26 protein-coding genes and 4 tRNA genes are annotated in these 25,325 nt (G+C 70.2%); 16 read left to right on the forward strand and 14 right to left on the reverse strand.

Going from position 1 to position 25,325, the window contains the following annotated elements:
- Positions 1-9: 9 nt before the first annotated feature.
- Genes AB1285_RS06515 through AB1285_RS06525 form a run of 3 tightly spaced genes read left to right on the forward strand, consistent with a single transcriptional unit; the run spans position 10 to position 4,211 of the window.
- The gene (locus tag AB1285_RS06515; protein WP_292794088.1) at positions 10-1,641 is read left to right on the forward strand and encodes an FAD-binding oxidoreductase; all 1,632 of its coding nucleotides are present in this window, start codon (positions 10-12) and stop codon (positions 1,639-1,641) included.
- A 1-nt stretch (position 1,642) separates the two neighbouring features.
- Entirely contained in the window at positions 1,643-2,557 is a 915-nt protein-coding gene (locus AB1285_RS06520) for a YegS/Rv2252/BmrU family lipid kinase (RefSeq protein ID WP_370428885.1), read from the forward strand.
- Positions 2,547-4,211, forward strand: a complete 1,665-nt coding sequence (locus tag AB1285_RS06525) for a GMC oxidoreductase (protein WP_370428884.1) — start codon at positions 2,547-2,549, stop codon at positions 4,209-4,211. The genes AB1285_RS06520 and AB1285_RS06525 overlap by 11 nt, the downstream gene beginning before the upstream one ends.
- Here AB1285_RS06525 and AB1285_RS06530 read toward each other — a convergent pair whose 3' ends face one another.
- From AB1285_RS06530 to AB1285_RS06545, 4 genes are all read right to left on the reverse strand, one after another.
- Positions 4,212-6,353 (reverse strand): 3-hydroxyacyl-CoA dehydrogenase NAD-binding domain-containing protein, encoded by a 2,142-nt coding sequence (locus AB1285_RS06530; protein WP_292794079.1) that lies wholly within the window; start codon positions 6,351-6,353, stop codon positions 4,212-4,214. It lies immediately after the preceding gene.
- Positions 6,350-7,555: a thiolase family protein gene (locus AB1285_RS06535; protein ID WP_187661554.1), complete on the reverse strand. Its 1,206-nt coding sequence runs from the start codon at positions 7,553-7,555 to the stop codon at positions 6,350-6,352. Before AB1285_RS06535 ends, AB1285_RS06530 begins: the two co-directional genes overlap by 4 nt.
- Positions 7,556-7,628: 73 nt before the next feature.
- A complete protein-coding gene (locus AB1285_RS06540; RefSeq protein WP_268776272.1) occupies positions 7,629-8,822 on the reverse strand; it encodes a ribonuclease D in 1,194 nt (397 codons plus the stop codon).
- Positions 8,815-9,396: a DUF3000 domain-containing protein gene (locus tag AB1285_RS06545; RefSeq protein ID WP_187661552.1), complete on the reverse strand. Its 582-nt coding sequence runs from the start codon at positions 9,394-9,396 to the stop codon at positions 8,815-8,817. The genes AB1285_RS06540 and AB1285_RS06545 overlap by 8 nt, the downstream gene beginning before the upstream one ends.
- 25 nt (positions 9,397-9,421) lie before the next feature.
- On the opposite strand from AB1285_RS06545, the gene AB1285_RS06550 reads away from it, so the two are divergent.
- Positions 9,422-10,579 carry an alpha/beta hydrolase family protein gene (locus tag AB1285_RS06550; RefSeq protein ID WP_292796271.1) on the forward strand — a complete coding sequence of 386 codons (1,158 nt, stop codon included), beginning with the start codon at positions 9,422-9,424 and terminating at the stop codon, positions 10,577-10,579.
- On the opposite strand, the gene AB1285_RS06555 is transcribed toward AB1285_RS06550, so the two are convergent.
- The gene (locus AB1285_RS06555; protein ID WP_268776273.1) at positions 10,563-10,994 is read right to left on the reverse strand and encodes a SufE family protein; all 432 of its coding nucleotides are present in this window, start codon (positions 10,992-10,994) and stop codon (positions 10,563-10,565) included. The two genes, AB1285_RS06550 and AB1285_RS06555, sit on opposite strands and share 17 nt — an antisense overlap.
- 18 nt (positions 10,995-11,012) lie before the next feature.
- Positions 11,013-11,906 (reverse strand): sulfurtransferase, encoded by an 894-nt coding sequence (locus AB1285_RS06560; RefSeq protein WP_025103554.1) that lies wholly within the window; start codon positions 11,904-11,906, stop codon positions 11,013-11,015.
- A 144-nt stretch (positions 11,907-12,050) separates the two neighbouring features.
- Between AB1285_RS06560 and zapE the strand changes: the two genes are divergently transcribed.
- The 4 genes from zapE to AB1285_RS06580 all read left to right on the forward strand — a co-directional run bounded on the left by zapE (position 12,051) and on the right by AB1285_RS06580 (position 15,549).
- Complete coding sequence (gene zapE / locus AB1285_RS06565) at positions 12,051-13,088, forward strand: cell division protein ZapE (protein WP_280565329.1); 1,038 nt, start codon at positions 12,051-12,053, stop codon at positions 13,086-13,088.
- Positions 13,089-13,222: 134 nt separating this feature from the next.
- Positions 13,223-14,461 (forward strand): ammonium transporter, encoded by a 1,239-nt coding sequence (locus tag AB1285_RS06570; RefSeq protein WP_370428883.1) that lies wholly within the window; start codon positions 13,223-13,225, stop codon positions 14,459-14,461.
- 19 nt (positions 14,462-14,480) lie between these two features.
- Positions 14,481-15,080 (forward strand): type II toxin-antitoxin system PemK/MazF family toxin, encoded by a 600-nt coding sequence (locus AB1285_RS06575; protein WP_187661547.1) that lies wholly within the window; start codon positions 14,481-14,483, stop codon positions 15,078-15,080.
- Positions 15,081-15,162: 82 nt separating this feature from the next.
- Positions 15,163-15,549, forward strand: a complete 387-nt coding sequence (locus tag AB1285_RS06580; RefSeq protein ID WP_187661546.1) for an SPW repeat domain-containing protein — start codon at positions 15,163-15,165, stop codon at positions 15,547-15,549.
- A gap of 60 nt (positions 15,550-15,609) precedes the next feature.
- Here the strand turns inward: AB1285_RS06580 and AB1285_RS06585 are convergent, their stop codons facing one another.
- Both AB1285_RS06585 and AB1285_RS06590 read right to left on the reverse strand, forming a co-directional pair.
- Positions 15,610-15,783, reverse strand: coding sequence for a hypothetical protein (locus AB1285_RS06585; protein WP_268776275.1), 174 nt, complete (start codon positions 15,781-15,783; stop codon positions 15,610-15,612).
- Positions 15,784-15,895: 112 nt separating this feature from the next.
- Entirely contained in the window at positions 15,896-16,321 is a 426-nt protein-coding gene (locus AB1285_RS06590) for a GIY-YIG nuclease family protein (RefSeq protein WP_280565340.1), read from the reverse strand.
- Positions 16,322-16,425: 104 nt separating this feature from the next.
- Between AB1285_RS06590 and AB1285_RS06595 the strand changes: the two genes are divergently transcribed.
- Entirely contained in the window at positions 16,426-17,391 is a 966-nt protein-coding gene (locus tag AB1285_RS06595) for a TIGR03885 family FMN-dependent LLM class oxidoreductase (RefSeq protein WP_292796263.1), read from the forward strand.
- The gene (locus AB1285_RS06600; RefSeq protein WP_370428566.1) at positions 17,388-19,052 is read left to right on the forward strand and encodes an alpha-amylase family protein; all 1,665 of its coding nucleotides are present in this window, start codon (positions 17,388-17,390) and stop codon (positions 19,050-19,052) included. The genes AB1285_RS06595 and AB1285_RS06600 overlap by 4 nt, the downstream gene beginning before the upstream one ends.
- Before the next feature lie 53 nt (positions 19,053-19,105).
- Here the strand turns inward: AB1285_RS06600 and AB1285_RS06605 are convergent.
- A tRNA-Val gene (locus AB1285_RS06605) sits at positions 19,106-19,178 on the reverse strand.
- Between the two features lie 151 nt (positions 19,179-19,329).
- On the opposite strand from AB1285_RS06605, the gene AB1285_RS06610 reads away from it, so the two are divergent.
- From AB1285_RS06610 to AB1285_RS06625, 4 genes are all read left to right on the forward strand, one after another.
- Positions 19,330-19,402: transfer RNA gene (locus AB1285_RS06610), tRNA-Gly, on the forward strand.
- Positions 19,403-19,454: 52 nt separating this feature from the next.
- Positions 19,455-19,525: transfer RNA gene (locus AB1285_RS06615), tRNA-Cys, on the forward strand.
- A gap of 27 nt (positions 19,526-19,552) precedes the next feature.
- Positions 19,553-19,627 (forward strand) — tRNA-Val (locus AB1285_RS06620).
- Positions 19,628-19,870: 243 nt separating this feature from the next.
- Entirely contained in the window at positions 19,871-20,152 is a 282-nt protein-coding gene (locus AB1285_RS06625; protein ID WP_187664161.1) for a hypothetical protein, read from the forward strand.
- A gap of 107 nt (positions 20,153-20,259) precedes the next feature.
- Here the strand turns inward: AB1285_RS06625 and AB1285_RS06630 are convergent, their stop codons facing one another.
- Entirely contained in the window at positions 20,260-20,733 is a 474-nt protein-coding gene (locus tag AB1285_RS06630; RefSeq protein WP_259963067.1) for a DUF4383 domain-containing protein, read from the reverse strand.
- Between the two features lie 190 nt (positions 20,734-20,923).
- On the opposite strand from AB1285_RS06630, the gene AB1285_RS06635 reads away from it, so the two are divergent.
- A complete protein-coding gene (locus AB1285_RS06635; protein ID WP_370428565.1) occupies positions 20,924-21,424 on the forward strand; it encodes a DUF6098 family protein in 501 nt (166 codons plus the stop codon).
- The gene (locus AB1285_RS06640) at positions 21,421-22,173 is read left to right on the forward strand and encodes an MBL fold metallo-hydrolase (protein WP_268776276.1); all 753 of its coding nucleotides are present in this window, start codon (positions 21,421-21,423) and stop codon (positions 22,171-22,173) included. Before AB1285_RS06635 ends, AB1285_RS06640 begins: the two co-directional genes overlap by 4 nt.
- Positions 22,174-22,183: 10 nt before the next feature.
- On the opposite strand, the gene AB1285_RS06645 is transcribed toward AB1285_RS06640, so the two are convergent.
- The 4 genes from AB1285_RS06645 to AB1285_RS06660 all read right to left on the reverse strand — a co-directional run bounded on the left by AB1285_RS06645 (position 22,184) and on the right by AB1285_RS06660 (position 25,288).
- Positions 22,184-23,410 carry a Dyp-type peroxidase gene (locus AB1285_RS06645; RefSeq protein ID WP_292796252.1) on the reverse strand — a complete coding sequence of 409 codons (1,227 nt, stop codon included), beginning with the start codon at positions 23,408-23,410 and terminating at the stop codon, positions 22,184-22,186.
- The gene (locus AB1285_RS06650) at positions 23,410-23,940 is read right to left on the reverse strand and encodes a copper chaperone PCu(A)C (RefSeq protein WP_187661538.1); all 531 of its coding nucleotides are present in this window, start codon (positions 23,938-23,940) and stop codon (positions 23,410-23,412) included. The genes AB1285_RS06645 and AB1285_RS06650 overlap by 1 nt, the downstream gene beginning before the upstream one ends.
- Before the next feature lie 11 nt (positions 23,941-23,951).
- On the reverse strand, positions 23,952-24,572 hold the full coding sequence (locus tag AB1285_RS06655) for a copper resistance CopC family protein (protein ID WP_232089023.1): 621 nt from the start codon (positions 24,570-24,572) through the stop codon (positions 23,952-23,954).
- Between the two features lie 110 nt (positions 24,573-24,682).
- The gene (locus tag AB1285_RS06660) at positions 24,683-25,288 is read right to left on the reverse strand and encodes a hypothetical protein (RefSeq protein WP_292796246.1); all 606 of its coding nucleotides are present in this window, start codon (positions 25,286-25,288) and stop codon (positions 24,683-24,685) included.
- Positions 25,289-25,325 lie beyond the last annotated feature (37 nt).

The following is a 25,325-nucleotide window of genomic DNA, read 5'->3' on the forward strand; positions in this document are numbered from 1 at the left end:
CTGTAACGCATGGAGCAGCGGAACGGCAGCGGAGCCGACAGACCCGAGATGCGCTGGAACGGGTGGGGCGACCCGAGTCGGGCGAAGGATCTCCCGCTCGCCGTCCGCGGGCTGCTGCCGTTGCTGTTGGGCCGCGTGCGGCGCCCTCCGCAGCCGCCCGCGCTGGAGGACGTGCGCGTCCGGCCCTCCCGGCTGACGGCGGACGATGTCGCTGCACTCGAAGATTCCGTGGGCGCCGATGCGGTCGACGTCTCGACCGCGGGACGGCTCCGGCATGCGGGAGGACGTTCCACGCCCGATCTCCTGCGTCGACGGGCTCTCGAGCAGGATGCGCCCGATGCCGTCGTGTCTCCTGCGGACCATGACGCCGTCCGTGCGTGTCTCGCTCTGGCGGGGGAGCGGGGGCTCGCCGTGATCCCCTTCGGCGGGGGAACGAGCGTCGTGGGGGCGCTGGACCCGGAGCCCGGCCCGCATCGCGCCGTGCTCAGCCTGGATCTGCGCCGGCTCTCCGGCCTGCTCCACCTCGACACGCTCAGCGGCGAGGCGACCCTTGCGGCGGGGACGACCGGACCCGATGCCGAAGCGCAGCTCTCCGCACACGGCTTGGAGTTGGGCCACTTCCCGCAGAGCTTCCGGTACGCCACGATCGGAGGGTTCGCGGCTGCACGGTCGTCCGGACAGAACTCCGCGGGCAACGGGCGGTTCGAGGCGATGGTGACGGGGATCCGGGTCGCGACACCGACGGGAGACCTCGACCTCGGACGCGCGCCGGGGTCGGCGGCCGGCCCCGATCTCCTCCGCCTCTTCCTCGGCTCCGAGGGGATCTTCGGCGTCATCACCGAGGTCCGGGTCCGCGTGCACCCGGTGCCGACGGTGCGAATCTTCGAGTCGTGGACCTTCCCCGACTTCGCCGGCGGTGCCGATGCGCTCCGCCGCGTCGTGCAGCAGGGGGCGGGTCCCACGGTCATCCGTCTCTCCGACGAGGCCGAGACCGCCGTGAGCCTCGCCCAGGTCGGCCGGATCGGGAAGGCCCTCGCGAAGGGGGCGAGCGTCGTGACGGTGTTCGAGGGCGACGAGGCCGCGGCGCGCCGGGACCGGACCGCGGCGATCCTCGCCGCGGCGGGCGGTCGCTCTGCGGGCACCGGCGATGCGGAGGAGTGGGCGGCGGGACGATTCGACGGACCCTACCTGCGCGATGCGCTGCTCGACGCCGGGGTGTTCTGCGAGACGCTGGAGACGGCGACCACCTGGTCGAACCTGCGCACTCTGAAGGAGGCCGTCGAGGCGGCGCTGCGGGACGGTTTCGACGCGGTCGACGCGCGTTCGTACGTCATGTGCCACGTCTCGCACGTGTATCCGACGGGCGCCTCCCTCTACTTCACGGTGCTCGCCGGACTGCGACGCGAACCGTTGGGCGCGTGGGCCGAGGTGAAGGGCAGGGTGAACGACGCGATCCTCGCGAACGGCGGGACGATCAGCCATCATCACGCCGTGGGTCGCGATCACGCCCCCTGGCTCGCGCAGGAGATCGGTGAGACCGGCGTGCGGATCCTCACCGCCGTCAAGCGGGAGCTGGACCCTCGCGGCATCATGAATCCGGGTGCCGTGCTCGTCGATGTCCCGACGAGGGCGACCGTCTGAGATGGGGCACATCGCGGTGCTGTCGAATCCGCTCTCCGGCAAGGGCCGCGGGCAGCGGGTCACCGAGGAGGCGCTCGATCACCTGCGACAGCGGGACGCGGATGTCCGCGTCTACGCCGGAGGGTCGCCCGCGGAGACGAGGCGGCTCGCGATGCTCGCGCTGGACGCGGCACCGGACGGGCTCGTCCTGGTGGGCGGTGACGGCACCCTCTCGGGCATCCTCGACGTGGTGTGCGCCGCAGGCGTCCCGGTCACGGTGGTCCCCGCCGGCACCGGGAACGACCTGGCGCGAGCGCTCGGGCTGCCGCGCACGGACGTGGCTGCGGCTGTCGAGCTCGCCCTGACCGGTCTGCCCCGCCCCATCGACATCGGCGAGGTGCGGACGTCGACGGGCACGTCGCTGTTCCTCACCGTGGCGGCGCTGGGGTTCGACGCCCGCGTGAGCGATCGCACCAATCGCCTCCGCTGGCCGTCCGGCGCACTGCGGTACTACCTCGCGCTGCTCATCGAGCTCGTTCGGCTGCGTCCGCTCGACTTCACGATCCGCGCCGATGACGGCCCGGTGATCTCCGCCCGCGGCACTCTGGTGGCGGTCGGGAACACGGCCAGCTACGGCGGGGGGATGCCGGTCTGCGTGGGCGCCGTTCCGGATGACGGTACCCTCGACGTGGTCGCCGTGGGGCCCCTAGGCCGCCTCCGCCTGGTGCGCCTGTTCCCCGTGCTCCTGCGCGGGACGCATCTCGCGCGCCCGGAGGTGCACCACCTCCGGGCGCGCACGGTCACCGTCGCCGCGCCCGGTCTCGTGGCCTACGCGGACGGCGAGCGCGTGGGGGAGGAGACCTGCACGATCTCGGTCCGCGCGGCGGCGCTGACCGTCATGACCGACGCGGCGAGGGGGGACGCACATGTTCGATGAGGACGTCGTGATCGTCGGGTCGGGGTTCGGCGGCTCCGTCGCCGCCCTCCGGCTCACCGAGAAGGGCTACCGCGTCCGCGTGTTCGAGGCCGGGCGACGATTCGCCGATGAGGACTTCGCGAAGACGAGCTGGGACGTGCGTCGCTATCTCTGGGCCCCGGCGGTCCGGTGCTTCGGAGTGCAGCGCATCCATCGGCTTCCGCACGTGATGATCCTCGCCGGCGCGGGCGTCGGCGGCGGGTCGCTCAACTACGCGAACACGCTGTACGAGCCGGGCGCGGCGTTCTTCGCCGACCCGCAGTGGTCGTCGATCCGGGACTGGAGCGCGGCTCTGGCCCCGCACTACGCCACGGCCAAGCGCATGCTCGGCGTGGTGGAGCACTATCCTCACGACGGACCCGTCGAGCGGATCATGGCCGGTGCCGCCGAGGACCTCGGGGTGGGCGCCACCTTCCGCCGGGCACCCGTCGGCGTGTGGTTCGGCGTACCCGGTGAGCGAGTCGCTGACCCGTTCTTCGGCGGTGAGGGCCCCGAGCGCACGGGCTGTACGCTCTGCGGCAACTGCATGGTCGGCTGCCGCGTCGGTGCCAAGAACACCCTGATGAAGAACTACCTCGCCCTCGCCGAGCGCCGCGGAGCGGTCATCGAGCCGCTGCGTACCGTGACCGAGGTGCGGGAGCTCCCGAACGGCGGATTCTCCGTCACGACGCGCCGCAGCGGCTCCTGGTTCCGACGGCGTCCTCAGACCGTCACGGCACGGGAGGTCGTCCTGGCGGCGGGCACCTGGGGCACCCAGCAGCTCCTCCATCGGATGAAGGCCGCCGGCGCGCTGCCGCACGTCTCCGACGCCGTGGGCCGGCTCACCCGCACCAACTCAGAGGCCCTGGACGGCGCCGTCGCCGTCCAGGTGCCCGAGCGGGTGGAGCTGGCGCGGGGCGTGGCGATCACCACATCGTTCCACGTGGATGACCGTACCCATGTCGAGAACGTCCGCTACGGTCCGGGGTCGAACCTCATGGGAGCACTCGCCACCGTGCTGGTCCCGGGCGACCGCGCGCTTCCGGGCCGCCTGGTCGCGCTCGTGGGCCAGGTGCTGCGCCGCCCCGCCCGGGCCCTGCGCCTCGCGTCCCTCCGGCGGTGGAGCGAGCGCGGGATCATCGCACTCGTCATGCAGACCGCCGACAACTCGCTCACGCTGTCGCTGCGGCGCCGCTTCGGACGGACGAGACTGACGAGCGCGCAGGGTCACGGCGCGCCGAACCCCAGCCACCTCCCCGAGGCGCATCGCGCGGCCCGTGCCATCGCCGCGCGTCTGGAGCGCGAGGGTGGGGTTCCCGCCGAGGCCCGCGGTTCGTGGCCGGAGGTCTTCGGGATCCCGCTCACGGCACACTTCCTCGGCGGAGCCGTGATCTCCGGATCACCGGAGGAGGGTGTCGTGGACGAGTACCAGCGCGTCTGGGGACACCCGGGGTTGCACGTCGTCGACGGGGCCGCTGTGCCCGCCAATCCGGGGGTGAACCCGTCCCTGACCATCACCGCGCTCGCGGAGCATGCCCTGTCGCACTGGCCGCGCCGCGGCGAGCCGGATGCCCGTCCGGCACCGGGGACGACACAGGGGGCCACGCCTACGGCGCGACCCCCTGCGGAGACGTGATCAGCGGCTCTCGATGCCGCGGATCTGCGGGGTGTGGAAGGAACCGCCGAACGCGCGCTCGGACGCCCCCTCGCGATCGAGATACGGCGAGGCCCCACCGTCGATGAACGGCCAGCCTGCCCCGAGGATGAGGCACAGGTCGATGTCCTCGACCTCCGGGACCACGCCCTCGTCGAGCATCAGCTTGATCTCGGTCGCGAGTCCGTCCTGCACGCGCTGCAGGATCGTGGCCGCCGATGCCGGGCTCTTGCCGACGGCGGGCGCCAGGACCTTCTCGGCCTGCTTCGTCCAGCCGACCACACGGCCACCCTTGTCCTTCTCGACGACCTGGTCGAGCTCGGCGAGGGCGTGGAAGTTCTCGTTGGCGTAGAACCGGTCGGGGAATGCGCGCACCATCGTGTCCTGCACGTGCGCGGCCACCTTCCAGCCGACGAGGTCGATGAGCTGGAAGGGCCCCATCGGCAGGCCGAGCGGCGCGAACGCCTTCTCGACGTCGGCGATCGGAGTGCCCTCGTAGACGGCGCGCGCCGCCTCGCCCATGACCTTCGCGAGCAGGCGGTTCACCACGAAGCCCGGGGCGTCGGCGGTGAGCACCGCGTTCTTGCCCAGGTTCTTGGCGACGACGAATGCGGTGGACAGTGCGGTGTCCGCGGTCGTCGGCGTCTTCACGATCTCGATCAGCGGCATGACCGCGACCGGGTTGAAGAAGTGGAAGCCGACGAGCCGTTCGGGGTGGGCGAGCTTCGCGCCGATCTCCTCGACCGACAGCGACGAGGTGTTCGTGGCGAGCACCGCGTCCTCCGCGATGATCTTCTCGATCTCACCGAAGACCTGCTGCTTGACGCCGACCTCCTCGAAGACCGCCTCGATCACGAAGTCGCAGTCCGCGTAGAGAGCCTTGTCGGTGGTGCCCGTGACGAGCCCACGCAGCTTGTTCGCGGTGTCCGCGTCCACGCGGCCCTTGGCCTCCAGCTTGCCGATCTCCTCGTGGATGTAGGCGACGCCCTTGTCCACGCGTGCCTGATCCAGGTCGGTGATCAGCACCGGCACCTGGAGCTTGCGCACGAACAGCAGCGCGAACTGGCTGGCCATGAGACCCGCGCCGATGATGCCGACCTTGGTGACCTTCTTCGCGAGCTGCTTGTCCGGTGCGCCGACCGGACGCTTCGCACGCTTCTGCACGAGGTCGAAGGCGTACATCGACGCGGCGAACTGGTCCCCGGTCACCAGTTCCGCCAGCGCCTCGTCCTCGCGGGCGAAACCCTCCGCCTTGGTGCCGCTCTTCGCCTTGTCGAGCAGCTCGAGAGCCGCGTAGGGCGACTTCGGCACGGTGCCGATCTTGGACTCCAGCATGCCGCGCGCCATCTTGATGGCGACCGGCCACTTGGTGAGCCGCTCGATCTTGCCCGGCTCGTTCTTGCGCACGACCTTCTTGCCGCCGAGGACCGCGTCCGCCCAGGCGAGCGAGTTCTCGAGGTAGTTCGCAGCGGGGAAGATGGCGTCGAAGATGCCGAGGTCGAAGGCCTGCTGCGGCTTCAGCATGCGGTTCTGCTTGAGGGGGTTGGAGATGACCACCTCGAGGGCGTTCTCGATGCCGATGAGGTTCGGCAGCAGGTACGCCCCGCCCCAGCCGGGGATGATGCCGAGGAAGACCTCGGGGAGCGCCACGGCCGCCGCCGATGCGTCGACCGTGCGGTACGTGGAGTTCAGCGCGATCTCCAGGCCACCGCCCAGTGCGAGTCCGTTCACGAACGCGAACGACGGCACGCCGAGCTCGCTCAGCTTCCCGAGCACCTTGTGGCCGAGCTGGGCGATCAGACGTGCGTTGTCCCGGGAGCCGACCTTGCTGATGTCCGAGAGGTCGGCACCGGCGGCCATGATGTACTGCTTGCCGGTGATGCCGACCGCCTGGATCTCGCCGGCCGCCGCGCGGCTCTTCAGGCCGTCGAGTGTCGCGCCGAGTTCGGTGAGGGTGGCCGGACCGAGGGTGTTCGGGCGGGTGTGGTCCCGACCGTTGTCCAGCGTGATCAGGGCGAGGACCTTGCCCGACGCGAGGCGGATGTCACGCACGGGGGAGTGCGTGATGACCTCTCCCTCGGTGAGCGCCTGGATGGGCGAGAAGTCGACGTCGTCGTAGCTCACTTCTTCTTCTTTCCGTCGTAGTGCGGGTTCTCCCAGATGACCGATCCGCCCTGACCGAGACCGACGCACATCGCCGTCAGGCCGTAGCGCACGTCGGGGCGCTCGGCGAACTGCGCCGCGAGCTGGATCATGAGGCGGACGCCGGATGCGGCCAGCGGGTGGCCCACGGCGATCGCGCCGCCCCACGGGTTCACGCGGGGGTCGTCGTCGTCGATGCCGAAGTGGTCGAGCAGGGAGATGACCTGGATGGCGAAGGCCTCGTTGAGCTCGAAGAGTCCGATGTCGGAGATGTCGAGACCGGCCTTCTTGAGCGCCTTCTCGGTCGACGGGATCGGGCCGATGCCCATGATCTCGGGCTGCACACCGGCGAAGGCGAACGAGACCATGCGCATCTTGGGCGCGAGTCCGAGCTCCTTGACGGCGCCGCCGCCGGCGAGCAGCGACATCGTCGCGCCGTCGGTGAGCGGCGAGGACGTCCCTGCGGTCACGCGACCGTGCGGACGGAACGGCGTCTTGAGGCCGGCGAGGTCCTCCATCGTGGTCTGCGGACGGCGGCCCTCGTCCTCGGTGGCCAGACCCCAGGCGCCGTCGGCGCCCTTGATCGCGACCGACACGAGGTCCGGCTGGATCTTGCCGGCGTCGTAGGCGGCCTGCACCTTCTGCTGGCTGCGCATGCCATAGCGGTCGGAGCGCTCCTTGGTGAGGTGCGGGAAGCGGTCGAAGATGCGCTCCGCGGTGACGCCCATGTTGAGAGCGCCCGGGTCGACCATCTTCTCCGCCACGAAGCGCGGGTTGGGGTCGGCGTTCGCGCCGATCGGGTGGTGGCCCATGTGCTCGACGCCGCCCGCGAGGGCGAGGTCGTACATGCCCACGCCGATCGAAGCGCCCATGGTGGTCACGCTCGTCATCGCGCCGGCGCACATGCGCTCGACCGCCAGTCCGGGGACGGTCTGAGGCAGTCCGGCGAGGATCGCCACCGACCGTCCGAGGGTGAGCCCCTGGTCGCCGGTCTGGCTCGTCGCGGCGATCGCGACATCGTCGATGCGGTCCGCCGGCACGGCCGCGTTGCGCTCCATCAGGCCGATGGTCGCCTTGACGGCGAGGTCATCCGCGCGGGTGTTCCAGTACATGCCCTTTTCGCCGGCGCGCCCGAAGGGGGTGCGCACTCCATCGACGAAGAAGACGTCCGAGATCTCGGCCACTCTGCCTCCAAGTTAGTGCGGTGGCCTCAGTCTATGAACGGCCGGAAACCGGGAGGAATCGGTTGGATCGAACCTACGAAGCGGTCGCGGACGTGGTGTCGGGCGATTGCGTCGCCTCTACAAAGGCGTCGGCGATCTTCTGTGCAGTCTGTTCAACCTGCCAGGGGCGTGCCCCGAGTGCGGAGAGGGCGGCGCCGATCTCTTCCGCGGTGGCGCCCGGGCCGTCCCACGCGACCCGGCGCAGGTACTCGGGCGTGAGGAGGTTCTCGGTGGGCATGCCCAGCTCCTCCGCGACCGCCTCGACGGCGGGACGGGCGGCCTTCAGCCGGGCGTCGGCCTCCGGGTTGCGGTCGCCCCAGGCGCGGGGCGGGGGAAGCGCGTCGCTCGGCACGCGTTCGCGCGGCAGCGTCTCCGCGGCACGGCCGTCGACGATCGCCTGCCACCAGCGGTCGAGCTGGGTGCGGCTCGCGCGGCCCTGGAACTCCTTGACTCCCGCGAGGGCCTGCTTGGAGGCGGGGTTGGCGAGGACCGCGGCGACGAGGGAACGGTCGGGCACGAGGCGCCCGGGGGAGATGTCCTGCTGCTGCGCATACATCTCGCGGGCCTCCCACAGGGCGCGGGCGACGGCGAGGTTGCGGGCACCACGGACCTGGTGGAGTCCGCTCAGTCGCCGCCAGGGGTCTTCGCGCGGGGCCTTCGGGGCGCGCGCCAGGGTGGCGGCGAACTCCTGAGCGGCGAAGGCGGTCTTGCCCTGTTCCTCGAGCTCGGCGACGAGAGCGTCGCGGACGTCGACGAGATGCAGCACGTCGAGCGCGGCATAGTCCAGCCAGGAGTCGGGCAGCGGACGGGTCGACCAGTCGGCGGCCGAGTGCTCCTTCTTCAGGGTGATGCCGAGCGTGTCCTCGACGACGGCGGCCAGACCCACCCGGTCATGACCGAGCAGGCGGGAGGCGAGCTCGGTGTCGAAGATCTCCTTCGGCTCCAGGTGCAGCTCGCGCAGAGAGGGCAGATCCTGGCTGGCGGCATGGAGCACCCACTCGACGTCGCCGATGGCCTCCTGCAGCGGGGCGAAGTCGCCGATCGCGGGCGGGTCGAACAGGAACACCCCGGCCTCGCGCCGGAAGACCTGCACCAGATAGGCCCGCTGCGAGTAGCGGAAGCCGGACGCCCGCTCGACATCGACGGCGACCGGGCCGGTGCCGGCGGCGAGCGCAGCACAGGCTGCACGGAACTCCTCGGTTTCGGAGATCACGGAGTATTCAGTCACGTACAGCCTTTCGCGCGCCGATCACGGCGATGCCCTCGGAACCCGGCGGAAGCCCCGCCAGCATTCCGACCAGCTCGGCCCATGCTTCGACGTGCGGTCGGAACGGGCCCTCCGGAGTCCAGGACGCCCGCAATTCTATCTGTGCGCCGTCTCCCTCGTCGGCGAGGCCGCCGAATCCCTTCGACAGCGTCTTCGTCGACGTGCCGGACGGCGAGTGGTAGATCGCCTCCCGGGAGTCCAGGGCGTCCACGAGCCACGACCACGTGACGTCGGCGAGCAGCGGATCCGTGCCGATCTCGGTCTCGAGCGGAGCCTGGGCGAAGATCACGATGCGCCAGGCGCCTCCCCAGGCGTCCGGCTCGTCCGGATCGTGCAGCAGGATGAACCGTCCGGTCCCGTATATCGAGTCGCCGTCCTCGCCCGGGCGGACGTCGGCGGAGAGCGCGATCGCGAAGGGCGCGAGGTTCTGCGGCGTGGGGATCTCGCGGACCGCGATGTCGTCGCGGAACGCGGTCGCGCGCAGTTCGGCGACGGCGGCGTCGAAGGGCGTCCCGGCCTCGGGGTGTGCGGTCACGGCAACAGGCTAGAGTCGGAAGGCGATGAAGAGTCTCAGGCACGCCGTTGCGATCGTTGTCCCCGCGCTCCTCGCCCTGGGCGCGACCGTCGGGATCCTCGTGATCGCGGTGGCACGCCGGGTCGTGACCCCGTTGCGAAGCCGCGTCCAGGACACGGAGATCCTCGCGATCGACACCGGGGCGCAGACCATCGAACTCCGCCGCACCCTCGACACCGAGCTGCCGGGGCGATACGGCCTCTTCACCACGGGCACGTACGGCTACGTCAAACTCGGGGCGGTTCTCAGCGCGGACAGCACGACCGTGCGCCGCAAGCTCCTCACGAAGATCGAACCCGGTGCCAGGGTGGACCGCGGCGCGTCCTTCAGCGGCAGCTACTACATGTCGCCGAGTGAGCTGCACCTGCGATGGGAGAACGTGCTCATCGGCTCGCCGGCCGGGCCGTGCCCTGCGTGGTTCTTCCCGGGGGACTCCTCGACCTGGGTCATACAGGTGCACGGTCGCGGCACGACCCGCGCCGAGTGCCTCCGTGCCGTGCCGGTGATGCACGCGGCGGGGCTGCCCACGCTCGTCGTGTCGTACCGCAACGACGGCGAGGCGCCGCGGACCAAGGCGGGCGCCTATGCGCTCGGCGCATCCGAGTGGCGCGATGTCGACGCCGGGATCGCCTATGCGCTGCGTCACGGCGCCGAGCGGATCGTGCTGATGGGCTGGTCCATGGGCGGGGCGGTATCCTTGCAGGCTGCGGTCAACTCCGGCCATCGGGATCGCATCGCTGGCATCATCCTGGAGTCGCCGGTCGTCGACTGGCGCACGGTCCTCCGTTTCCAGGCTCAGGTCGCCCGGGTGCGCGCACCGCTGCCCGCGCTGGCGATGGGAGCGCTGCAGCTGCCACTCACGGCGAAGCTCAGCGGTGCGGACGAGCCCATCCTGTTCGACCGTCTGGACATGGTCGCTCGGGCTGATGAGCTACGGGCGCCGATTCTCATCCTGCACAGCGACGACGACGGCTTCGTCCCGGCGGACGCCTCGCACGCACTGCAGGAGGCGCGGCCGGACCTGGTCACCATGCCGCGCTTCACCGTCGCCCGGCACACCAAGCTCTGGAACTACGACGAGAAGGGCTGGACCACGGCCATCTCGAAATGGCTCGCGGCACAGGGGCTCAGCGCTTCTGCCTGACCTGGTTCTTGGCCCGCATCAGCATGCCGGTCATGCCGCCGATCCGCAGCGGTGACACGGCCTTGGTGAGCCCGATCGACTGCGGGTAGTCCTCGGGGATCGCCAGCACCTCGTCCGCCGTCAGTCCGGTGATGCCCTGCACGAGGATGCTCGCGAAGCCCCGGGTCGTCGGGGCCTCCTCAGGGGCGGTCGCATGCATGGTCACGACGTCGTCGTGGACTTCCACGTAGATGTAGACCGGCGACTGGCATTCCGCGACGCGCTCGCCCATCTCCGGATGCGCCGCGACCTCATCGGAAACGGCGGGCAGCTCGTCGGCGTACTCCAGGAGCAGCAGCAGTCGATCAGATTCCGGGGTCTCCAGGAATCCGTCGCGGATCTCGGCGAGGGTCTCGGGCAGGGCGGAGGCGTTCATCCCCGCCATTCTCCCACCTCAGACGGTGCCGGGCTCCGTGCCCGTGACGATCGGGACGCGCACCGCGCTGCCCCACTCCGTCCACGAGCCGTCGTAGTTGCGGACGTTCTCGAAGCCGAGGAGGTGCTTGAGCACGAACCACGTGTGGCTCGAGCGCTCCCCGATGCGGCAGTAGGCCACGACGTCGTCACCGTCCTGCAGCCCGGCGCCGTCCCGGTAGATGGCGTCGAGCTCGGCGCGGCTCTTGAAGCCGCCGTCCTCGGCGACCGCCTTCGCCCACGGCACGCTCTGCGCGGTGGGGATGTGGCCGGCTCGCAGAGTCCCCTCCTCCGGGTAGGCGGGAGCGGTGGTCCGCTCTCCGCTGTACTCCTCCGGGGAACGGACGTCGATGAGCGGGTTGCCGAGGTGCGCGAGCACGTCTTCCTTGTACGCGCGGATGGCCGTGTCGTCCCGCTCCACCACCGGGTACTCCGTGGCGGGACGGTTCGTCGCCTCGCGGGTCAGCTCGCGGCCCTCCGCGATCCAGCGATCACGGCCGCCGTCGAGGAGGCGGACGTCCTCGTGACCGAAGAGCGAGAAGACCCACAGCGCGTACGCCGCCCACCAGTTGTTCTTGTCGCCGTAGATCACGACCGTGTCGTCGCGGGCGATGCCCTTGCGGCTCAGCAGCTCGGCGAAGCCCTCGCCGTCGACGTAGTCCCGCACGACCGGGTCGTTGAGCTCCGTGTGCCAGTCCACCTTCACCGCTCCGGGAATGTGGCCCGTCTCGTAGAGGAGCACGTCCTCGTCCGACTCGACGACCACGAGGCCGGGCTCTCCCAGGTGGGCGGCGAGCCACTCGGTCGTCACCAGGCGGCCGGGCTCGGCGTACTCGGCGAACTTGGGGGAGGAGGAGTCGAACTCGATGGCCATGGGGTCTCCGTAGCGGTGAGCGGGCGAGCGGGCGGTGCGGACGGCGTAGTGTGGATCCGTCCCTTCGACGATAGATCCTCCGCGCGCCCCCGGGACCCGATCCGTAAGACTTCGACACAGGCCCTTGCCTGATTCAGGACCGTGATGACCGACCCGACCACCCGCACCGGAACCGTCCACCTCACCGAGCGCACGCCGACGGTCAGCGGACCCGAGATGCTCGCGAGCCTGGTGCCGCCGCCGCAGTTCGACGACGCCACGTTCGACAGCTACCGGGCGGATCCCGCCTACCCGTCGCAGGAGGAGGCGAAGCAGACGCTGCTGCGTTTCGCCGGACGCGGTGCTCCCGTCAAGCGGGGCGGTCTGTTCAGTCGGGCGAAAAAGGAGCCGGAACTGAAGCCCGGGGTCTACCTCGACGGCGGCTTCGGCGTGGGCAAGACCCACCTGCTCGCGTCGATCTACCACGCGATGCCCGCCCGGCGGAAGTACTTCGGCTCGTTCATCGAGTACACCGCTCTGGTGGGGGCACTCGGCTACAAGAACACCGTGGACCTCCTCAAGGGCGCCGATCTGCTCTGCATCGACGAGTTCGAGCTCGACGATCCGGGCGACACGATGGTCATGACGCGCCTTCTGGGTGAACTCGTGCCCACCGGCACCCGGCTCGCGGCCACCTCGAACACGCCGCCGAACGCGCTCGGCGAGGGGCGCTTCGCCGCGCAGGACTTCCTCCGCGAGATCCACGCGATGTCGGACAGCTTCCAGACGCTGCGCATCGACGGCGTCGACTTCCGGCAGCGGGCGATCGACGGTCACGCCGTGGCGCTGGAGGACGCGGCGTACAACGCGGCGGTCGAGGCGGCCGCGGCGGACGGCGCTGTGTCGGACGATGCGTTCGACGACCTCATCCGGCATCTCGCCCAGGTGCACCCCTCGCGCTACATCAGGCTCATCGACGGGCTGCACCGCGTGGGGCTGCGCGGCGTGCGTCAGCTCACCGACCAGTCGGAGGCGTTGCGGTTCGTGGCCTTCGTCGACCGGGTCTACGACGCGCAGATCCCGATCCTCGCGACGGGTGTCGGGCTCGACGCCGTGTTCTCCGACGAGATGCTCGCCGGTGGCTACCGCAAGAAGTACCTGCGCGCCATCTCCCGGCTGAACGCGCTCACGCATTCTGCGTAAGCCTGCAGGCCTGCGTAACGCGATGTTCACACCCGGAGCCGTGCTGTAACAGCGGAGAAACAAACCTCACGCATGGGCGAAATCGCCCATGGTCACACTGAAGCTCTCAATTACTTCGGATGTGAGGTTTTCCTATGGATGCTCCCGGCAACATCTCGTGGGCGATCACCGCGACGGCACTGGTGCTGCTCATGACGCCCGGCGTCGCCTTCTTCTACGGCGGTCTCGTCAAGGCGAAGAGCGTCGTCAGCATGATGATGATGAGCTTCGGCTCGATCGGACTCGTCGCCGTGCTGTGGATTCTCTTCGGCTTCTCCATGAGCGCCGTCGACAGCCCCACGGCCTTCGCGGGCAACCCGTTCGCGGACATCGGGCTGTCCAGCCTCGCCTCGGGTGAGGGCTCGAACGTCGCCCTGCTCAGCGTCGCGTACGGCGCCACCTTCGCGATCATCACCGTCGCCCTGATCTCCGGGGCGATCGCCGATCGGGCGAAGTTCGGCAGCTGGCTGATCTTCGCCGGCGTCTTCGCCACGGTCGGCTACTTCCCGGTCGCGGCCTGGGTCTGGGGCGGCGGTTGGATCATGAACCTCGGCACGACCCTGTTCGGCGAGGACAGCGGCATCGGCGTGATCGACTATGCGGGCGGCACGGCGGTGCACATCAACGCGGGTGCCGCGGCGCTGGCTCTCGCCCTCGTGCTCGGCAAGCGCATCGGCTTCCAGAAGGGCATCCTCAAGCCGCACAACGTGCCGCTGACGCTGCTCGGCGCCGCACTGCTGTGGTTCGGCTGGTTCGGCTTCAACGCCGGTGCGGAGTGGCTCGCCGAGGACATGGGCGGCGTCGGCCTCATCGGCCTGAACACGCTCGGTGCGACCGCGGCCGCGATCCTCGGCTGGATCCTCATCGAGCGCATCAAGGACGGCAAGCCCACCTCCGTCGGCGCCGCCTCCGGCGCGGTGGCGGGTCTCGTGGCGATCACCCCGGCATGCGCCAACCTCACCCCCGGATGGTCCCTCCTGCTCGGCGCGGTGGCCGGCATCGTCTGCGCCCTCGCGGTGGAGCTGAAGTTCCGCCTCGGCTTCGACGACTCGCTCGACGTGGTCGGCATCCACCTCGTCGGCGGCCTCATCGGCACCGTGTACCTCGGCTTCTTCGCCACCGGCACCGGCCTCTTCGTCGGTGGCGACGCCCGTCAGCTCGCCGTGCAGGTGATCGCCGCCGCGGGCGTGCTGATCTACTCCTTCGTGGTCGCGTGGGTCATCGGCTTCGTGATCCAGAGGACGATCGGGTTCCGCATCACGAACGAGGACGAGATCGCCGGTGTCGACCAGGTCGTGCACGGCGAGGAGGGCTACGCTCTCGCGAACGCGTGACGACGGTTAGGGTGACCGTGTGGGCACGACCAGCAACGGCATCCTGAAGGCACTCGCGGACCTGCTGCGCCGAGCAGTGGGCTCCCCCCGGGCGCCGCGGACCTCTCCCGGTCCGCGGCGCCCGGACGCGCGTCTGCGGACGGCCGAGGAGCGCGAGCGGCGATCCGCGAAGACGCCGGACGCCGGAGTCGAGCCGGGGCAGGTCCGCGGTACCGAGACCGTGCGGCTCGACCCCGGGCGTATGCCGGCCGTCCGCGTGGCCTACGCGCCGCACCGGGACGGCGCTCCCGACGCCGGCGAGGTCGTCTGGACCTGGGTGCCGTACGAGGAGAACGACGGCCGAGGCAAGGACCGGCCGGTGCTGGTGATCGGGCGGCAGTCCTCCGAGCGGGTCTACGCGGTACGGATGACCAGCAGGCCCCACGACGGCGAGCGCGACTACCTCTCGATCGGGAGCGGCGAGTGGGACGGGCAGGGCCGCGAATCGTGGGTGGACATCGAACAGCTCTACAGCGTCCATGAGCGTGGTCTGCGCCGTGAGGCGGCGGCCCTGGATCGTGGCCGGTACGCACGGGTCGCGGCAGCGCTCCAGCGGCGGTACGGATGGGCGCAGAGCTGACCCGGCAGCCGCCTCCCATCCGATGGGCGCAGGGCTCCGAACCTTCTGATGAGTCGCCGCCGGCGGCACCCAAGGAGGAATCATGCGTTTCATCCCGACCAAGGTCCACGGAATTCTCGACTACGTCGTCGGGATCGCTCTGATCGCCGCGCCCTGGCTGTTCGGCTTCGCCGGTATGGGCGGAGCCCCGGTCGTCATCCCGATCGTGCTCGGCGTGGGCCTCATCGTCTACAGCCTCTTCACGAAGTACGAGTGGGGTCCGTTCGGTCTGATCCCCATGCCCGTGCACCTCGTCTTCGACATCGTCGCCAGCCTCTTCCTCGCGCTGTCGCCGTGGCTGTTCGGGTTCGCAGGCGAGGCGCTGAACGTCTGGCTGCCGCACGTCGTGGTGGGTGCTGCCGTCATCGTCGTCGTGCTGTTCTCGCAGCCGCAGCCGCAGAGCACCCGCGGACGGGCTGCGACCGCCTGATCCGCACACGACGAGGGGCGACCGGATATCGATCCGGTCGCCCCTCGTCGTCCGCGCGGACTAGGCCTCGTCGTCGGACTCGGCCTGATGCTCCTGCTGCTGCTCGGTGTCGACCTGTGCGGGAGGCAGGTCCTGCAGGAACTGGCGGTCGCTGTTCGGGTCGCCGCTCCCGTCTCCGGCGAGCGGATCCTGCGCGCTGACGTCGTCGGCGGGGATGTTCTCTCGTCCGTTCATGTCCGGTCCTCTCACGCGGGGCGCCGGGTGCGCCCGTTCACAGGTGAGTCTGCCTCCTGCCGGCGCAGCGGGGGATCCCCTGGTGCGATCCTGTGCGCAGTGATAGGCGCGTTCACCCTCGGAGCGCGGCGCTGAGCCAGCGCGCGTATTGATGCCAGGGGTCGCCGTGCCGCTGCAGCGCCGCGATGTGGGCGCGGATCTCCGGTGTCAGGGTGAACCACTCACCGCCTTCGCGAGCGGAGGCGAACTGCCGATGCCGCTGCTGTTCGCGCACCCGATCGCCGTGCTCGAAGGCGAGGAGCTCGTCGTGACGGATGCTCGCGAGACGGCGCCGCGGCTGTCTGCTCGTGCCGATCTTCACGCGGTTGTCGTAGCGGAGGTAGTACACGACGTCGATCCGCGGGAACGGCAGATCGGGGTCGGGGGAGTCCCCGTAGCGCCAGCCGCAGAGCGCGCAGTGCCACGCGTCGTCCGCTCGCAGCCCAGCGAGACCACCGCAGAGGGGACAGGGGCCGGGGAGAAGTCGGGGTTTCGGCACCCGGGCAGGCTACGTCCGCCCTCGGACATCGGCCGCCACCTGCCAGCACCCGGCGCTCCTGTCAACCACTGCCGCCGGGCGTCGTCCCTTGCCAGACTCGGCCTATGGTCTTCATCGGATTCCACGCCTCCCATGAGCAGATCCCACCCAGCGCGCTGCTGGACGCGGTCGTCAGCGCGGAGTGGGCCGGCTTCGACGGGGCGATGTGCTCCGACCACCTGGCCCCGTGGCTCCCCGATCAGGGGGAGTCGGGATTCGCGTTCAGCTGGATCGCTGCGGCGCTGGCCCGTACCAGGTTCCCCATCGGCATGGTCAACGCGCCAGGACAGCGGTACCACCCCGCGATCGTCGCGCAGGCCTTTGGAACGCTGGAGGAGATGTTCCCCGGACGGTTCTGGGCCGCGCTCGGCAGCGGCGAGGCGATGAACGAGCACGTGACCGGCGACGTCTGGCCGGCCAAGGACGTCCGCAACGCGCGGTTGCACGAGAGCGTGGATGTGATCCGACGGCTGCTCGCCGGCGAGGAGGTCGATCACGACGGTCTCGTGCGCGTGCACCGCGCCCGCGTCTGGACCCGGCCGGCGCAGCCGCCGCCGCTCTTCGCCACCGCCGTCAGTCCGGAGACGGCGGAGTGGGCGGCCGGCTGGGCGGACGGCCTCGCGACCGTCGCCCAGGAGCCGTCCGCGCTGCGGAGGGTGGTGGAGGCCTACCGCTCGGCCGGGGGAGAAGGGCCGTGCATCCTGCAGACGCACGTGAGCTGGGGCGAGGAAGACGCCGAGGCATACGCGATCGCGAAGGAGCAGTGGCGGCAGGGCGTGGTCACTCCGCCGCTCGCGTGGAACATCGAGCAGCCGGAGGATTTCGACGCCGCGGTGGGCGAGGTCGATGAAGCGCGGCTGCGCGCGGCCGTCCTCGTCGACCACGACGCCCGGTCGCTCGCGGGACGGGTGGCGGAGCTCGTCGACATCGGCTTCGACCGGATCTACCTGCATCACGTCGGACGGGAGCAGACCCGGTTCCTGAAGGCGGCCGCCGCCGAGATCCTGCCCGCCCTGAGGGAGCGCACATGAAGATCACCGATACGAGCGACCTCTGGTGGAAGACGGCCGTCGTGTACTGCCTCGATGTGGAGACCTTCCTGGACTCGGACGGCGACGGCGTCGGCGACCTCCGCGGCCTCGCGCAGCGGATCGACTACCTCTCACAGCTGGGCGTGACGTGCCTGTGGCTCATGCCCTTCTACCCTTCGCCGGACCTCGACGACGGGTACGACGTCAGCGACTTCTACGGCGTGGACCCGCGTCTCGGCACCCACGGCGACCTCGTGGAGGTGATCCGCACGGCCCGTGACCGCGGCATCCGTGTGATCGTCGACCTCGTCGTCAATCACACCTCGGACCGTCATCCGTGGTTCCGCGCGGCGCTCCGCAGCGTCGACTCGCCCTATCGCGATTACTACGTGTGGCGCGACGACGCGCCTCCGAAGGGACAGAAGAACCCGGTCTTCCCCGGGCAGGCCGACGGGATCTGGACCAAGGACGAGAAGTCCGGGCAGTGGTACCAGCACAGCTTCTACGAGCACCAACCCGACCTCAACATCGCCAACTCCGTGGTCCGGGACGAGATCGCGAAGGTCATCGGGTTCTGGCTGCAGCTCGGCGTCTCGGGCTTCCGGGTGGATGCCGTGCCGTTCCTCCTCGAGGTTCCGAAGACGGCGGACATCCCCGACCCGCACGAGCTGCTGCGCGACATGCGGCGTTTCCTGCAGCGTCGTTCCAGCGAGGCGATCCTGCTCGGCGAGGTCAATCTGCCGTACGAGGAGCAGCGCGCGTATTTCGGGGGCACCGACGGCGACGAGCTGACCATGCAGTTCGACTTCGTGGCGATGCAGTCGCTGTATCTGTCCCTCGCCCGTCGTGATCCCGCGCCGCTCGTCGCCGCACTCTCCGCGCGCCCGGTCCTCGGACCGGAGGTGCAATGGGCGAACTTCCTCCGGAACCACGATGAGCTCACCCTCGACAAGCTGACCGACGCCGAGCGTCAGGAGGTCTTCGAGGCGTTCGCGCCGGACGAGCGGCAGCGCGTGTTCGGCCGCGGGATCACGCGGCGCCTGCCGCCGATGCTGGAAGGCGACCCGCGGAGGATCCGGATGGCGTACAGCCTGCTCTTCACGCTCCCCGGCACCCCCGTTCTCTTCTACGGGGAGGAGATCGGGATGGGCGAGAACATCGCCGTCGAGGGGCGGCAGGCCGTGCGTACGCCGATGCAGTGGTCGGCGGATCGCAACGGGGGCTTCTCCGACGCGCGCCCCTCCCGGCTGGTCGCGCCGCCGCCGACCGACGGATATGCGCCCACGCACGTGAATGCCGCCGCCCAGCTCGAGGACCACGGCTCGCTGCTGCACTTCCTCCGCGAACTGACCGCGCTCTACCGGGTGTCGCCCGAGCTCGGGTGGGGGTCGTTCACCGTCATCGAGCAGCCGCAGGACGCCCTGCTGGTGCACTCCCTGGAGGCCGATGTGGGGCGCACGATCGCCGTGCACAACTTCGCGGAACGTCCGGCGACGACGCGGTTCCGACTGGGGGAGGAGCCCGCGGGCACGACCCTGGTCGACCTCCTCGACGCGCGGCGCGTGCCCCTCGACGACGACGGAGAGGTGGAGTTGGAGCTTCCGGCCTACGGCTACCGGTGGCTGCGGGTCTCCCGCCCGGGAGACGGCAGGATCCTGTGACGGGCGGAAACGCCGAAGGCCCCGGATGACCGGGGCCTTCGGAGGGGATTCGGTGGGCGATACCGGACTCGAACCGATGACCTCTTCCGTGTGAAGGAAGCGCGCTACCAACTGCGCCAATCGCCCATACCCGTGGGGTACGTCAACCGATACTACCCGACCGTCAGGCGCTCCGATGACCAGTCCGGGAGACACGCGCGAGATTCGCTGCGGGTTTGGCGGAGCGCGGATCATCGGCTAATGTTTCATAAGTGCCCGGGACAACCGGGAACGAAATGCGGATGTAGCGCAGTTGGTAGCGCACAACCTTGCCAAGGTTGGGGTCGCGAGTTCGAGTCTCGTCATCCGCTCGAGTGCAGTAGATCTTCTCGAAGATCGGCGGCACGTGGGGTCAATCCACACGGTGGCGTGGCCGAGCGGCTAGGCACCGGCCTGCAAAGCCGTTTACACGGGTTCGAATCCCGTCGCCACCTCACGGGAAAACTGAATAGCCCCAACGGGCGCGATTGGCGCAGCGGTAGCGCGCTTCCCTGACACGGAAGAGGTCACTGGTTCGATCCCAGTATCGCGCACCACCTGAAACCCCCGGTTCGCCGGGGGTTTTTTGTTGCCCCCAGCTCTCCTCCCTGCGCGCGAGGTCGCATATCCGCGCGAGGTCGCAGCCCGATCGCGGAGCTCCGCGACCTCGGTGCGAATCTGCGTGTCGATGCCGTCGAGATCGAGTTCGAAGATGTGTTCGAATATCGATATCCTGGACGGGGCCGGAGGAAGGAGCCGGTGTGGGGAACTCGGGTCGTGCGCTCTCTGCGTACAACGACATGCGGTCGCAGCATCAGGCCATCGAGGCCGCCGCGCGCCGGGGCCCCCTGCAGTCCCTGTCCGATCGCGAGCTCGCCTTGCGGGAGTCCGCCGTCACCGTCTATCCGCACGCGCTCCAGCGGCGGGTGCGGGCGTGGGTGCGGTTCGGCCCGGAGGCGATCCGCGTCGAGGCGAAGGTCGTCCGCTCCACCCCGCTCGCCGCGGGTATCGAGTTCCGTGCCGGTGACCGCACGTACCGCTGCTGGGTCTGGGGGAACGCCGTGCAACCCGTGGACGGGTGACCGGGCCGGCGGACACCGCTCGCACTCCGGCTCCACGCCGGACGCGACAGACAGGACGCCCCCTCCGTCATGCGAGGAGGGGACGTCCCGACCGGGTGGGGTGAGCGTCAGACGCGCGCCGTGCCCGCGCCGTTCTGCGGGACGCGCGGCTCTCGACTGACGAAGATGCCCAGCAGCACCATGCCGATCGCGAGACCGAGGTGGAGCCAGTTGTCGGCGTTGTTCACCGGCAGGAAGTTCAGCTGCTCGTTGCCGACCGCGATGAGGCCGTACAGCCAGACGACGAGGTACGCGAGCCCGCCGATGATGAGGTAGAGACGGGACGCGCGCGGCGACGCGGCGAGCGCGATGCCCGCGACCGCGAACAGCAGGTGCACGACGTTGTGCAGCACGGACACCTGGAACACGCCGAGGAGCAGGGCCTCGGACGCTGCTCCGGCGCCGTGCAGGTGCTCGGCCGAGTGGGTGACGCCCGGGATGAAACCGGCGATGCCCACGATGAGGAAGACGATGCCGATGATCAGCGCCGTCTTCTGGATCGGTGTGCCGGCGTAGCGGGTGGTGCGGGTGGTGTCGCTCATGATCCCCTCCAGGGTGTGGTGCGGTTGCCCGACCGTAGGACTTCCTGTGCGCGCGCTGAGAGGGCATTGACGCATCAGGAGTCACGCGGTAACTTCATGCGCCCGTTCCCGGATGCCGCTGCGACGTGGGCGAGAACCGCGGATTGTCAATCCCCCTCGGCAGGAGGGGACTGCTTCGTACGCTCAGGCCATGACCGATGCCGCTCTGGACCGCACCTGCGGCCTCGCCTCGACATCCGATCGCGACGCCGCGACCGGATTGCGACGCATCGACCATCTGGCGCAACTGGCCGCCGTCGTCCGTGCATGCCCCGGTCTGCACGTCCGTTACTCCGAGGGCCCGGATGCGGATGCCCGTCGTTCCAGCGTCGACACGGAGAGCGGCCTCGAGCTGCCCGGTCTCTCCGTGAACCCGCTGGACGCCGAACGCTGGTGGACGCGTCCGCTGGAGGACTGGTTCGCGCGCCAGCTCTGTCAGTACCGGCACCTCGCCGAGAAGGACCCGCAGCGCATCGCCTGGATCCTCCGTGGCGAGCACTGCGGTCGGGGGCCCGACTGCGAGCCGCTGCTGCGAGAGGTGGAGCCCATCGCCGTCATCGGCGAACACGTCCTGCTCGAGGCCAGGGAACGATACGAGCGCAATTTCGATGCGGGGCGCGGACCCGCCGACGACGAGGAGGACCGGGAATGAGCAGAGGGCGGCAGTGGACGGAGGTGGTTCCCGGCTTCTTCGGCATCAGTGTGGCGGACGTGAACTGCTACCTCGTGCAGACCGCGGACGGGCTCACGCTGTTTGACGCGGGACTGCCGCGCAGCAGGGGCGTGCTGCGCGACCTGCTCGGCCACCTCGGGGCGAAGGAGACCGACATCGATGCGGTCGTCCTGACGCACGGGCACTTCGACCACGTCGGTGTCGCGCGCGGGCTCCACGAGGAGGGGGTCTCGGTGTTCGTCCACCCTCGCGACGCACAACTGGCCCGTCACCCCTACAGCTACCGTCCGGCCTCACCTCGCGTCCCCTACGTGCTCACCCATCCGCGGGGGATCCCCACCATCACCCGGATGGCTCTTGCCGGAGCGCTCAACGTCCGCGGCGTCGACGCGCAGCCTCGCGTGACGCACGAGCATCCGATCGACGCCCCCGGGACCCCGATCGCCCTGTGGACTCCGGGGCACACGGAAGGGCACTGCGCGTACCTGTTCGAGGAGTCCGGGGTGCTCATCGCCGGCGACGCCCTCGTGACGCTCGACCCGTACACCGGCGAGACCGGTCCGCAGATCGTCGCCAGGGCGGCCACCGCCGATACCGCGGAGGCGATGGAGTCGCTGGATACCCTGGCACGGACGAGCGCGCGGGTCGTCCTGACGGGCCACGGAGAACCCGTCCTGGATGGCGTGGGGCCCGCCGTCGCCGCCGCGCGGCGACGCGGACCCCACTGACTCCTCGGCCTCAGTCGAGGAGCGTCTCCCCGATGTAGCCGCCCTCCGCACATCCCGGAGGGACGGCGAACACGGCGGATCCGATCGGGACCGTCCACTCGTTGAGCAGGTCGAGCTCGTCGAGCCGCTGCTGCATCGGGACGAACTGCCGCGCGACGTCTGCCTGGAACGCGGCGAAGAGCAGCCCGGATTCGGACACGCCGTCTCCGGCCGGGCGCTCGTCGTAGTTAAACGCCCGTCGGAAGATGCGCTCCGTCCCGTCTCCGCGAGCGCGCCGGATGTGCGCGAACGCCGGGATGACGGGGAACCCGATGGCCGTCGTCGCGTCGAAGTCCGGCTCGTCGAACTCCGACGTCCCCGTGAGCGGCGCGCCCTCGCGCAGGGTCCTCCCGACGGAGGCCTCGCGGCCCCCGCGATCCAGGCGGTCCCAGGCGTCGAGGTCCATGCGGATGCGGCGCAGGACCATGCCCGTGCCGCCGGCCAGCCAGCCGTCATCACTCCAGACCACGCGCTCGAAGTCGTCGGTCCCCGGCTGCGGGTTGCTCGTGCCGTCGACCTGTCCGAAGAGATTGCGCATGGTCGTCCCCGGTCGCTCGGTGCCGTGTGCGCGGCGGAAGCCCTGCTGGATCCACCGGACGGTCGCGAAGCCGCGCGCGTCCTTCAGGAGCATGCGCTGCGCGTGTGCGACGGTCAGGGGGTCGTCAGCGGCGATCTGGAGGAGCAGGTCTCCGTCCGAGAACTCCGGCTGCAGGCGGTCCACCCGGAAGGCGGGAAGCGGCGCGAGCCACGAGGGCGTGCTGCCGCCGGCCCGTGCCACGAGCGCCGGACCGAAGCCGAATGTGATCGTCAACCGGGCCGGGGCGACGGCGAGCTCCGGCTCCGAGTCCGCGAGCGCCGACCGTCCCTGGGTGAGCCTCGCCGCATCGTCCGTGAGGATCCGTAGGAGCCGGCGGAGCGCGTCGCGGTCGACCTCTGGGCGCAGATCGAGCGCCACGAACGAGCCGTGCGCCTGCGCCGCGGTGTCGATCCCGGCTTGATGGACGCCGTGGAACGGGACGGTGAGGGAGCCGTTGAGCGGTGCGGGGGCCGCGGGAGCCTCCGTGTCCGCTCGCGTGAGGGCGAGATCCGCCCCGACCGCGACGGCGGCCCCGACACCGGCGACAGCCCCTCCGAGGAGGAACTGCCGCCGGGTCGAGCCGGTGCGGCCGGCGCGCGCGCCCGAGACGCGCGGGGACATCAGTGGTCCATGCCCTCGTGGTCGTCGGCGCCGTCGTAGTTCTCGTTCGCGCCGGAGTAGTCTTTCACCGGCGCGGCGAACTCGAACGTGGAGTCGTCCGACAGGGTGACGGTGAACGCGACCTCGTCACCGGCTTTCAGAGGCTCGGAGAGGTCCATCATCATGATGTGATTCCCCCCGGGCTCGAGGGCGAGGGTGCCGCCGGCGGGGACGACGAAGCCCCCGGCGATCTCCCGCATGACCATCTCCCCGGCCTCGTTCTCCACGGTCTCGTGCAGTTCGATCATCGGCGAGGCGGCGGAGGTGACCGACGTCACCGTCACGTCCGCCGCGCCCTCGTTGACGAGTACGCCGAAGCCCGCGGACATGCCGTCATCGGCCGACTTGACCCAGGCGTCGTCGATCCGGAGGACCTCACCGGCGGCGGCGCTGGTCGGCGTCTCGGCTGTGGGTGCGGTGCACCCGGTGAGCGCGACGAGCGAGAGGACGATCGCCGCGCCGAGGCGGGGAAGAGAAGTGCGAGTGTTCATGATGATGCCTTTCAGGAGTTCTCTGCCGTGTCGTCGCCGGATTCCGGCGGCACGGCGGCCGCGCGGCGGCGGCGGAGGATGAGGAGGAGAGTGAAAGCAGCGACGGCGAGTGCCGCGCCCGCCCCGCCGACGAGCAGGACCCGGATCGGGTCGCCCGTCTCGTCTGCGTTCTGATCCGATGCGGTCGACGAGTTTTCCGGGGCGGAGGAGGTCGGCTCCGGGTTCTGTGTCGACTCCAGCGGGACGGCGTCTCCGACGGCGAAGGGGATGACCCCCGCGATCGGGTGCCCGTCCTCGGAGACGACCTGCCAACGCACCTGGTACCCGCCGTCCGGCATGTCCGTCCTGAGAGCGGCCGTGACATTCCGGCCGCGCACCTCCACCTCGCCGGTCGCCCAGTCCTCGCCCTCCGCGTCGACGACGAGGACGACGGCCCCGGCGGTCGACTCGTCGAGGACGAGGAGCTCGCCCGAGAACGTCATGGTGACGCTCGAGGGCGCAGCATCGAGATGCTCACCGTCGCCGGGGTCGCTCTCGAGGAGTTGGTCATGGGCGGTCGCCGGCGCTGCCGTCGCGAGGATCGCGACAGCCGCCAGCACCGCCCCGGCCGCGAATCTGCGGACAGGGGACATGGAAGAGCCTCTCTTCAGACGTCGCCGAGCGACGTGGGTACCTGCGTTCGGACGCGCGTCACCGGGACAGCGCGAGGACGCACCGCACGGCGCGAAGCCGTGGGCGCGGATCAGAGCGCGGGAAGAGAGGGCGGTGCGCGCCCGAGAAGCGGGGTGAGGAGCCGAAGATCATGGGCCGTCCGGACGAGGAAGACCCCGGCCAGGCGACACGGAGAGGTGGCGGAGCGCGGGGCGAGCGTCACGTCCGCACGCCGACGCACCCAGCGGATCAATCGGACGGCGAGATCACGCACGGTGAGGAGCAGCCGCTCGCCGCGGTGGAGCGCCGTCACCGTGAGGAGGGCGGCGAGGGCGTGCCCGAGCCACATCGCGGCGTCCGCGGTCGCGACGACCGCAGCGCCCTCGGCTGCGGGAAGCACGAGCGGTGCGCCGTGCACGTGCCGGATCGCCACGCCGGACGGAGTGACCGTGCCGAGCACGAAGAGCACGTGGAAGAGGAACTGGCTGACAGCCACCGAGAGGGTGAGCCGGGTGAGGGAGAGCGTCCGTCCGGCGAGCAGCACGCTCACCATGAAGGCGAACAGCCAGGGCACGAGGATGCCCAAGGGGCCCGGCATCTCTCCGCCGCCGCTCACATGACCTGCGAGAGCCACGAAGATCGCGAGCGACGAGGTCGCGAAGCCCCGCACGACGGCGGGCTTGCGGGACGGGCTCACGGCCACCAGTCTGCCATGTGCCGGAGTCCGTGACGGG

It is taken from the genome of Microbacterium sp. NRRL B-14842 (assembly GCF_050470785.1).

Coding starts and splice junctions, on each gene's coding strand:
- AB1285_RS06515 (WP_292794088.1), top strand. CDS start 10: ATGGAGCAGCGGAACGGCAGCGGAGCCGACAGACCCGAGATGCGCTGG.
- AB1285_RS06520 (WP_370428885.1), top strand. CDS start 1,643: ATGGGGCACATCGCGGTGCTGTCGAATCCGCTCTCCGGCAAGGGCCGC.
- AB1285_RS06525 (WP_370428884.1), top strand. CDS start 2,547: ATGTTCGATGAGGACGTCGTGATCGTCGGGTCGGGGTTCGGCGGCTCC.
- AB1285_RS06550 (WP_292796271.1), top strand. CDS start 9,422: ATGAAGAGTCTCAGGCACGCCGTTGCGATCGTTGTCCCCGCGCTCCTC.
- AB1285_RS06555 (WP_268776273.1), bottom strand. CDS start 10,994: ATGAACGCCTCCGCCCTGCCCGAGACCCTCGCCGAGATCCGCGACGGA.
- AB1285_RS06560 (WP_025103554.1), bottom strand. CDS start 11,906: ATGGCCATCGAGTTCGACTCCTCCTCCCCCAAGTTCGCCGAGTACGCC.
- zapE (WP_280565329.1), top strand. CDS start 12,051: ATGACCGACCCGACCACCCGCACCGGAACCGTCCACCTCACCGAGCGC.
- AB1285_RS06570 (WP_370428883.1), top strand. CDS start 13,223: ATGGATGCTCCCGGCAACATCTCGTGGGCGATCACCGCGACGGCACTG.
- AB1285_RS06580 (WP_187661546.1), top strand. CDS start 15,163: ATGCGTTTCATCCCGACCAAGGTCCACGGAATTCTCGACTACGTCGTC.
- AB1285_RS06585 (WP_268776275.1), bottom strand. CDS start 15,783: ATGAACGGACGAGAGAACATCCCCGCCGACGACGTCAGCGCGCAGGAT.
- AB1285_RS06595 (WP_292796263.1), top strand. CDS start 16,426: ATGGTCTTCATCGGATTCCACGCCTCCCATGAGCAGATCCCACCCAGC.
- AB1285_RS06600 (WP_370428566.1), top strand. CDS start 17,388: ATGAAGATCACCGATACGAGCGACCTCTGGTGGAAGACGGCCGTCGTG.
- AB1285_RS06625 (WP_187664161.1), top strand. CDS start 19,871: ATGCGGTCGCAGCATCAGGCCATCGAGGCCGCCGCGCGCCGGGGCCCC.
- AB1285_RS06630 (WP_259963067.1), bottom strand. CDS start 20,733: ATGAGCGACACCACCCGCACCACCCGCTACGCCGGCACACCGATCCAG.
- AB1285_RS06635 (WP_370428565.1), top strand. CDS start 20,924: ATGACCGATGCCGCTCTGGACCGCACCTGCGGCCTCGCCTCGACATCC.
- AB1285_RS06640 (WP_268776276.1), top strand. CDS start 21,421: ATGAGCAGAGGGCGGCAGTGGACGGAGGTGGTTCCCGGCTTCTTCGGC.
- AB1285_RS06645 (WP_292796252.1), bottom strand. CDS start 23,410: ATGTCCCCGCGCGTCTCGGGCGCGCGCGCCGGCCGCACCGGCTCGACC.
- AB1285_RS06650 (WP_187661538.1), bottom strand. CDS start 23,940: ATGAACACTCGCACTTCTCTTCCCCGCCTCGGCGCGGCGATCGTCCTC.
- AB1285_RS06655 (WP_232089023.1), bottom strand. CDS start 24,572: ATGTCCCCTGTCCGCAGATTCGCGGCCGGGGCGGTGCTGGCGGCTGTC.